The sequence below is a fragment of the Serratia sp. MMO-28 genome, assembly GCF_037199905.1.
Classification (GTDB): domain Bacteria; phylum Pseudomonadota; class Gammaproteobacteria; order Enterobacterales; family Enterobacteriaceae; genus Chania; species Chania oryzae.
The window spans coordinates 1-622 of the sequence record NZ_JBBCVB010000088.1 but is presented as its reverse complement, the minus strand read 5'-3'; the positions used below and the strand labels follow the sequence as shown (position 1 = coordinate 622).

Genomic DNA, 622 nt, shown 5'->3' with positions numbered 1-622 from the left:
TCAGACTGCTGACTAACCCCACTTTTTCAGGTGGGGTTCTTCTTTTCTAGCGACCGCAGGTCGCGATCGCGATATTTTTCCATAATACCGTCAGTTGAGCTTTCTGACCGCCTAAGCTGGCGTTCTGCCCTTCCCAAGACGCTTTCCACCACCGATAAAAACAATAAAGAAGCGCCAGCAGCGCCATCTTTTTCATATTCTGCGCTGTGGCCGCCAGCAGGCACTGTATCTGCACTTTTGACAGCCCACGGAACCGCGCATATCGATGACCATGGTGCTGTTTCGCATCCGCGAAGCTCCTCTCCACCGTCTCTTTGCGCCGCGCGTAGATTTTCTTACCCCATTTCGTCAGCCTTAACCTGTTCGCCTCCTCTTTCGACGCTTCCCACACATGCCGCGTTATCGTTTTCTGTGCCTTGCTGTTCTGCGTACATTGCTGTCTCTGCTCACAGCGCTGGCACTCTGCCGGGTCTGAACGGTAATGCCGATAACCGTTACGGTCTGTCGTGCTGTAGACCAGCAACGCGTCTGCCGGGCACACATACACATCACGCTTCTCATCGTACCTGAAGTGCTTTTTCTGGAAGTCATTCTGACCTTTGTGCGGCCGCCGATAGCCGGG

The 622-nt window shown here is 54.0% G+C and carries 1 protein-coding gene; it reads right to left on the bottom strand.

All coding sequences use genetic code 11. From position 1 onward, the window contains the following. Positions 1-46: 46 nt before the first annotated feature. A partial coding sequence (locus WG891_RS26650) for a transposase (protein ID WP_337265096.1) occupies positions 47-622 on the bottom strand: 576 nt, incomplete at its 5' end.